At 40.4% G+C, this 6,656-nt stretch carries 6 protein-coding genes; 5 read left to right on the forward strand and 1 reads right to left on the reverse strand.

The genetic code is table 11. The annotated features are described in order from the left end of the window. Positions 1-152 precede the first annotated feature (152 nt). Genes Q1V93_RS05840 through Q1V93_RS05860 form a run of 5 tightly spaced genes read left to right on the forward strand, consistent with a single transcriptional unit; the run spans position 153 to position 6,305 of the window. Positions 153-1,052, forward strand: a complete 900-nt coding sequence (locus tag Q1V93_RS05840) for a GYDIA family GHMP kinase (RefSeq protein ID WP_300662727.1) — start codon at positions 153-155, stop codon at positions 1,050-1,052. Continuing rightward, positions 1,053-2,108: a diphosphomevalonate decarboxylase gene (mvaD, locus tag Q1V93_RS05845; protein ID WP_300662729.1), complete on the forward strand. Its 1,056-nt coding sequence runs from the start codon at positions 1,053-1,055 to the stop codon at positions 2,106-2,108. Positions 2,109-2,111: 3 nt separating this feature from the next. Continuing rightward, positions 2,112-3,053, forward strand: coding sequence for a hypothetical protein (locus Q1V93_RS05850; protein WP_300662731.1), 942 nt, complete (start codon positions 2,112-2,114; stop codon positions 3,051-3,053). A gap of 3 nt (positions 3,054-3,056) precedes the next feature. Then, on the forward strand, positions 3,057-4,043 hold the full coding sequence (locus Q1V93_RS05855) for a polyprenyl synthetase family protein (RefSeq protein WP_300662733.1): 987 nt from the start codon (positions 3,057-3,059) through the stop codon (positions 4,041-4,043). A gap of 6 nt (positions 4,044-4,049) precedes the next feature. Beyond that, a complete protein-coding gene (locus Q1V93_RS05860) occupies positions 4,050-6,305 on the forward strand; it encodes a terpene cyclase/mutase family protein (protein WP_300662735.1) in 2,256 nt (751 codons plus the stop codon). A gap of 41 nt (positions 6,306-6,346) precedes the next feature. On the opposite strand, the gene Q1V93_RS05865 is transcribed toward Q1V93_RS05860, so the two are convergent. Next, positions 6,347-6,656, reverse strand: a 310-nt coding sequence (locus Q1V93_RS05865) for a hypothetical protein (RefSeq protein ID WP_300662737.1), incomplete at its 5' end; no start/stop codon positions are given.

Raw genomic sequence — 6,656 nt, forward strand, 5'->3', positions numbered from 1 at the left:
AACAAGGACATATGAAAATGCACTTGTTCAATATCATGAATCAGTTAGAGGTGAAAAAAGAAGACCGCGATAAAGTTGTCGCTTACTTCAAAGACAAAAATGTCTCGGTATCTGCAGTTCGCACCTATGTTGAATCTCTTCAATTAGTTTGATTGACAGTTTCGGAAAATATAATAAGTACCTATAAGGCATCAGGAAAACTGATGCTTTTTGGTGAATACCTGGTTCTGAATGGATCAGACTGCCTGGCTTTTCCCTTAAAGTTCGGGCAAACGCTTTCAGTAACCCCGTCTGATGAGATCATTTGGGAAAGTTATTCCAAACACGGAAGTTGGTTTTCTGCTGCTATGAGCAACGATTTCGCTATTCTGACTACCAATAATCAAGAAGTAGCAGAAATTTTGAGACAGTTGTTCCTGGTGATACGGGCAGAAAAGCCGGATCTTGATTTCAACCAAAGATTCCGGGCAGAAGCGAATTTTGAATTAAACTGGGGTCTTGGTTCCAGTTCTACCCTAATCAGCTTATTGAGTCAATGGTCGGGTGTAGAATCAAAGAAACTCCTCGAGGCATCTTTTGGCGGATCCGGTTACGATGTCGCTTGTGCTACTGCAGCAGGGCCGATTCTTTATGCCAATGGAGAAGTCAAGAAGGAAGTAGAGATCCCGGATTCCATAACGAATAAGCTATTGTTTGTTTATTCGGGAAATAAGCAAAACTCGCGGGAAGAAATAAAGCGGTTTAAAGACAGAAATGTCACTCAGGACCAGGTCGATGCCATGAATACCATGATCTCAAATGCCTTGAAAACGGATAAAATTGACGTGTTTGAACAGCAATTGGATCATGCCGAGGAGTTAATCTCTTCAGTTATAGGGACGATTAAATTAAAACAACGTTTCTTTGCCGGTTACCCGTATAGCATCAAATCGCTGGGTGCCTGGGGAGGAGATTTTTTTCTTGCAACATACAGAGATCTGGAAACAGCAAAACGCTATTTTGAAGAAAAAGGATATGACGTATTATTTACCTATCAGGAATTTATAAAATAAATGGAAACAGACAAGGAATTGATGAATAAAGTAAAAGTAACGTGGCGTTGCCCATCGAATATTGCGATTGTTAAATACTGGGGAAAAAAAGGAGTTCAAATACCTTGTAATTCTTCGTTGAGCTTGACTTTGTCAAATTCATTTACGGAAGTCGAAGCCGAATTGTCAGAAAAGACAAGTGATGAAGCAATTCAGTTATCCTACTATTTTGAAGGAGAAATCAATGAAAAATTCGGTCAGCGTGTTGCGAAGTTTTTAATGGATAACCGTGAATTCTTCCCGTTTGCAGCTGAAAAAGCGATTACGATCCATTCCTCCAATAGTTTTCCTCATTCTGCAGGAATTGCTTCGTCTGCATCTGCATTCGGTGCCATTTCGTTGGCGCTTTTAGACATTACTTATAGCTTGCAGGGAAAAGAAAAAGATGAAACGTTTTACAAAGAGGCAAGTAATTTAGCCCGATTGGGAAGCGGAAGTGCATCACGCAGCATGTTCCCGGGATTTGCTTTGTGGGGAGAAAATGAACAAATTCAAAACGCTTCCAATCAATATGCAATTGACATCACGGAGGTGCATCCGGTGTTCCAAAACATGAAAGATGCCATCCTGATCGTCGAAGATGAACCCAAAAAAGTATCCAGTTCTGTGGGGCATTCATTAATGAATAATCATCCCTATGCAGAAAATCGCTTCAAACAGGCAAATGAGCGTACAGCTGAATTGGTTGACATTCTGAAAGCCGGAGATATGGATGCATTTATTCAGTTGTGTGAATCAGAAGCATTGACATTACATGCCATGATGATGACGTCCATGGATTATTATTTATTGGTGAAACCGGGTACAATTACAGCCATTGAAAAATTGATGGAATTCCGTAAGGAAAGTAACGTTCCTGTTTGTTTTACATTGGATGCAGGTCCGAATGTGCACGTCCTTTACCCGAAAGCATATGAAGTGCAGGTAGAAGAGTTTATCAAAAATGGTTTGCGCGACACCTATAAAAAAGTCATTTTCGATGAAGAAGGTTCCGGACCAACAAAAATGAATCCTTAAAAAATGGAGAGCGTTAATTCAAAAATTTTGGTGTTTGGAGAATACAGTGTCTTACATAACGGTATGGCTCTGACAATTCCATTCAGTAAATTTTCCGGAGAATTGTGTTATCCTAAAAATGGAGAAGAAAGTGCTATTGCAGTACTCTCCAACAAAGGTATTCGGGAATTCTTCAAGCATATTTTAGAAAACCACACAGATGAGACATTCAAATTGAATGTGAATGAGTTGTCTCAGGAATTAGACAAAGGATTGTTTTTTAGAAGTGATATTCCACAAGGTTTTGGCCTGGGAAGCTCCGGTGCATTGGTTGCCGCAATATTCTTACGTTACCTGGAAAAAGCCGGCGATTTCAAAGATGAATTGAAACACTTAACCATGGATCGCATTCAAAGCTTGAAAAGCTGTTTGGGCACTTTGGAAGGACATTTTCACGGAAAGAGCTCGGGAATTGATCCGTTAAGTATTATCATCAACGAACCGTTATTGCTGAAAGCCAACAAAGAAATTGTAAAGGTGGATATTCCGGCTTACGATGAAACCGGAAAGAACGTTTTGTTTTTATTGAATACCGGAATGGCGCGGAATTCCGAGAACTTGATTAAAAAGTTTCACAATGCCTACGAAAAGGAGGACTTTCAGAAAAAGCTGGAAACGAAATTAATCAAGTATGCAAATGCAGGAATTACTGATTTCCTGAAAGGAGATACCGAAAATTTCTACCGGACCCTGGATAAATTAGTGCGTTTTCAATTAGACGAAATGCATTACCTGATCCCGGAAAAATACCAATCCATTGTTCAGCAAGGCTTGGAAACAAAGAATTATTACTTAAAAATTTGTGGAGCCGGAGGTGGTGGATTCATGATCGGGTTTACGCAAAACTGGGAAGAAACACAGCAATTATTAAAAGACGAAGAATTAGAAATTTTCTATAGATTTTAAATTATGACAACAACAGCAACACTAAAACAGGATTTAGAAATCCAAAGACAAGCGATTATTCAATACCTGGAAACAGATGCATTGGAAGGTTTTCCCGGCAATTTATCTGATTCCACGTATCATATCATGACATTGGAAGGAAAGCGTTTGCGTCCGATTATGGTGTTAATGGCTGCTCAGGGATTTGGTGTAAGTACGAAAGATGCGATGTCTGCTGCAATTGCAATAGAAGTTTTCCATAATTTCACATTGGTCCATGACGATATCATGGATAAGGCCTTGCTGCGCAGAGGAACCATTACTGTTCATGAAAAATACGGAGTAGATAAAGCCATTGTAACAGGAGATGCCATGTTGCCGCATTCCGTTGGTTTATTGATCAAAGGAAATGAAGAAAAAGCTACCGTTCTATTAAAAAGTTTCCTGAAAATGGCTCAGGAAGTGATGGAAGGACAGCAATATGACATGGAATTCGAAACCCAGGAAGTGGTAACTGTAGAAGAATACATGAACATGATCCGCCTGAAAACATCCGTTCTGTTTGGGTGTGCTTGTGAGATTGGCGCTATTTTAGGTCATGCTTCCGTTGAAGATCAGAAAAACCTGTACGATTTCGGACTTTATACCGGATTGGCATTCCAGATTATGGATGACTACCTCGATACATTCGGCGATGATACCTTTGGAAAACGAATCGGAGGAGATATCTTACTGAATAAAAAGACCTACTTGTTAATCAACGCGATGCAACATGCGAACGCCGATCAAAAAGCACGTATAACGGAGCTGTTTGATGAAAAAGACGAGGAAGCAAAAATCAGTGGATTCCAGGCTGTTTTTAAAGAAATCGGTGTAGGTAAAATTGCACTGGATAAAATGGAAGAATTGCATAACAAATCGGTAGAAGCAATTATGTCTTCCGGTCTTTCTGAAGAAGATAAACGAAAAATGATTGAATTGGGTGAAATTATGCTTCGCAGAACAACTTGATACACCATGAATTTCGATCAAAAAGATCCGGCTTATTTTTGGAATACGTGGAAGTTTTCTTCAAAGAACGGACAACAATTCTGGGAATTTCAAATTCCCGATGATTTAAAAGGAATCATTCAATCTGAATCTGATTGGGATAAACCCGAAGGAAAGGCTTTTTTGGAAGCATTTGACCGTGCATTTCTTTTTGACAAGAAAATCAATCCGAATTCCGCCGACCGGGTATTGCGTCATTTGCGCAATCAACAAGTTGGCAAACCCGCCATCGTACCGTCAGACGATACGCTTTCACTCAAGGAAAGAGCACATATCGGCTTATTGAATGGATTCTCGTTTTATGAAACGCTGCAAGAACCTGATGGAAATTGGGCAGGTGACTACGGAGGTCCGCTTTTTCTGATCCCCGGATTAGTCATCGCATCCTACATTACGGAGACGCCTTTCGAAAAACCAATGCAGGTTTTAATGAAGCGCCATGTATGGAATCACCAAAACGAAGACGGTGGTTGGGGAATTCATATCGAGGGGCATTCAACCATGTTCGGAACAGTCATGCAATATGTGACCTTGCGGATTTTGGGAGAAGATCTTTCCAATCCGGCCATGAAGCGAGCTCAGGATTGGATTTTAAGCCATGGTGGCGCCATTAAAATTCCGCAGTGGGGTAAGTTCTACTTATCCGTCCTGAACGCCTATGAGTGGAAAGGAAACGATGCTCTTTTACCGGAAATGTGGAAATTTCCGAAATGGGTACCTTTTCATCCCGGAAAATATTGGTGTCATAACCGGATGATTTTTCTGCCGATGTCTTATTGCTTCGGCAAAAAAGTGAAAGCCGAATTAACACCCTTAGTAAAAGAATTACGGAAAGAACTCTATACAACAGACTACGATTCCATTCATTGGAAAAAAGCGCGTCGTGAAGCTTGCGAAGCAGATGTTTACCATCCGGTTCACAAATGGTACCTGCGCTTGTGTAAAATCACCAATGGATACGAGCGGATTCACTCCAAACGGTTTCGGAAAAAAGCACTCAAATATGTGGAAGACTACATTGATTTTGAAGATACCTACACGCGGTATATCGATATTGGCCCTGTAAACCAGGCGATCAACTCGATTTGTGCGTGGCACAACCACGGAAAAGATTCCGAACAATTTAAAGGCCACGTGAAACGGTGGAAAGATTATCTGTGGCTTGCCGAAGACGGTCTTAAAATGGCCGGTTACAATGGTTCCCAATTGTGGGATACTGCATTTGTGGGTCAGGCTTTGATCGAAGCAGACATGGAAGTCCGTTTTCCGGAAATGGCAGAGAAAATTTACAGTTTCATGGACACCACCCAAATTGAGCGTAATGCGAAAGATTACGACAAATTCTGGGGAGATATCACACTTGGCTGCTGGCCTTTCTCAACAAGAGATCACGGATGGGCAATCACGGATTGCACGTCGGAGGGAATGAAAACGGCTCTTTTATATAACCGTAAGGAACACATCAGGAAACAAAATCACATTGATGTGGAACGTTTAAAGCCGGCAGTTGATTGGGTGTTATCCATGCAAAATGAAGACGGAGGCTGGGCTTCTTACGAAAAGCAAAGAGCTCCGAAATGGATTGAAGTATTAAACCCGGCGCTGTTATTTGAAAATATCATGACAGAAGCAACCTATACGGAATGTTCTTCGGCTTCCCTGCAGGGATTAAAGGAATTCACAAAACAGTATGATTATCGGAAAGACGATATCCAAAGAGCAATTGATCGCGGAGGGAAGTTTTTACAATCAAAACAGGATCCCGATGGTTCCTGGTACGGCTGTTGGGCTGTTTGTTATACCTATGGAACCTGGTTCGGTATCGAAGGTTTATTAACTGCCGGTCATCAAAATTATGAAAACGGTACGCCTTCACCGGAGATTCAAAAAGGATGTGATTTTTTATTGAGTAAACAGCGTGCTGACGGCAGCTGGGGAGAATCCTTTAAATCGTGCGTTGAGCACCGATACATTGAGCACGAAGACGGACAAATCATCAATACTGCATGGGCGCTTCTTGCTTTAATGAAAGCAAAACACCCGAACAAAGCTGCCATTGAAAAAGGAATTGAATTTATTCTTTCCCGCCAGGAATCGACCGGTGATTTTCCTCAGGAAGGAGTTTCGGGGATCTTTAACGGGAATTGTGCGATCACCTATACAGCCTATCGAAATGTTTTTCCTTTGTGGGCAATAGGGCGGTATTATCGGTATTATTCCTAAAGGACTTTTGCTGTTTCGAAAAACTAATTTATAGACAGTATTTAGTTCGTTATTTTTTTTGTGTTCACAGGCTGATCTGCGATTTTAATAACCAGTTCGCTTACAGAATTATTGAGTTTTGCATAATTACTGTTTAAAATATTTATTTGACTAGGATTTAATGGCAGTGACAGAGAATCAGAAATTGACTTAATGGAAGATGTCAAAGAATTAAATTCTTTTAGAAGATCATGATTATTTTGTTTTGCTATATATGTTGAAATATCTTCTAGTGCTTTTTGTTGATCTTTTTTTGCGTCCGAAATTTCTTCTTTTTTAATAGAAGATTCTTTCTTACTTGCAGCAATAGTA

It is taken from the genome of Fluviicola sp. (assembly GCF_030151805.1).
Lineage (GTDB): Bacteria > Bacteroidota > Bacteroidia > Flavobacteriales_D > Crocinitomicaceae > Fluviicola.

What these genes read in the sequence shown, in the direction of transcription:
- mvaD (WP_300662729.1), top strand. Translation starts at nt 1,053, where the DNA reads ATGGAAACAGACAAGGAATTGATGAATAAAGTAAAAGTAACGTGGCGT.
- Q1V93_RS05850 (WP_300662731.1), top strand. Translation starts at nt 2,112, where the DNA reads ATGGAGAGCGTTAATTCAAAAATTTTGGTGTTTGGAGAATACAGTGTC.
- Q1V93_RS05855 (WP_300662733.1), top strand. Translation starts at nt 3,057, where the DNA reads ATGACAACAACAGCAACACTAAAACAGGATTTAGAAATCCAAAGACAA.
- Q1V93_RS05860 (WP_300662735.1), top strand. Translation starts at nt 4,050, where the DNA reads ATGAATTTCGATCAAAAAGATCCGGCTTATTTTTGGAATACGTGGAAG.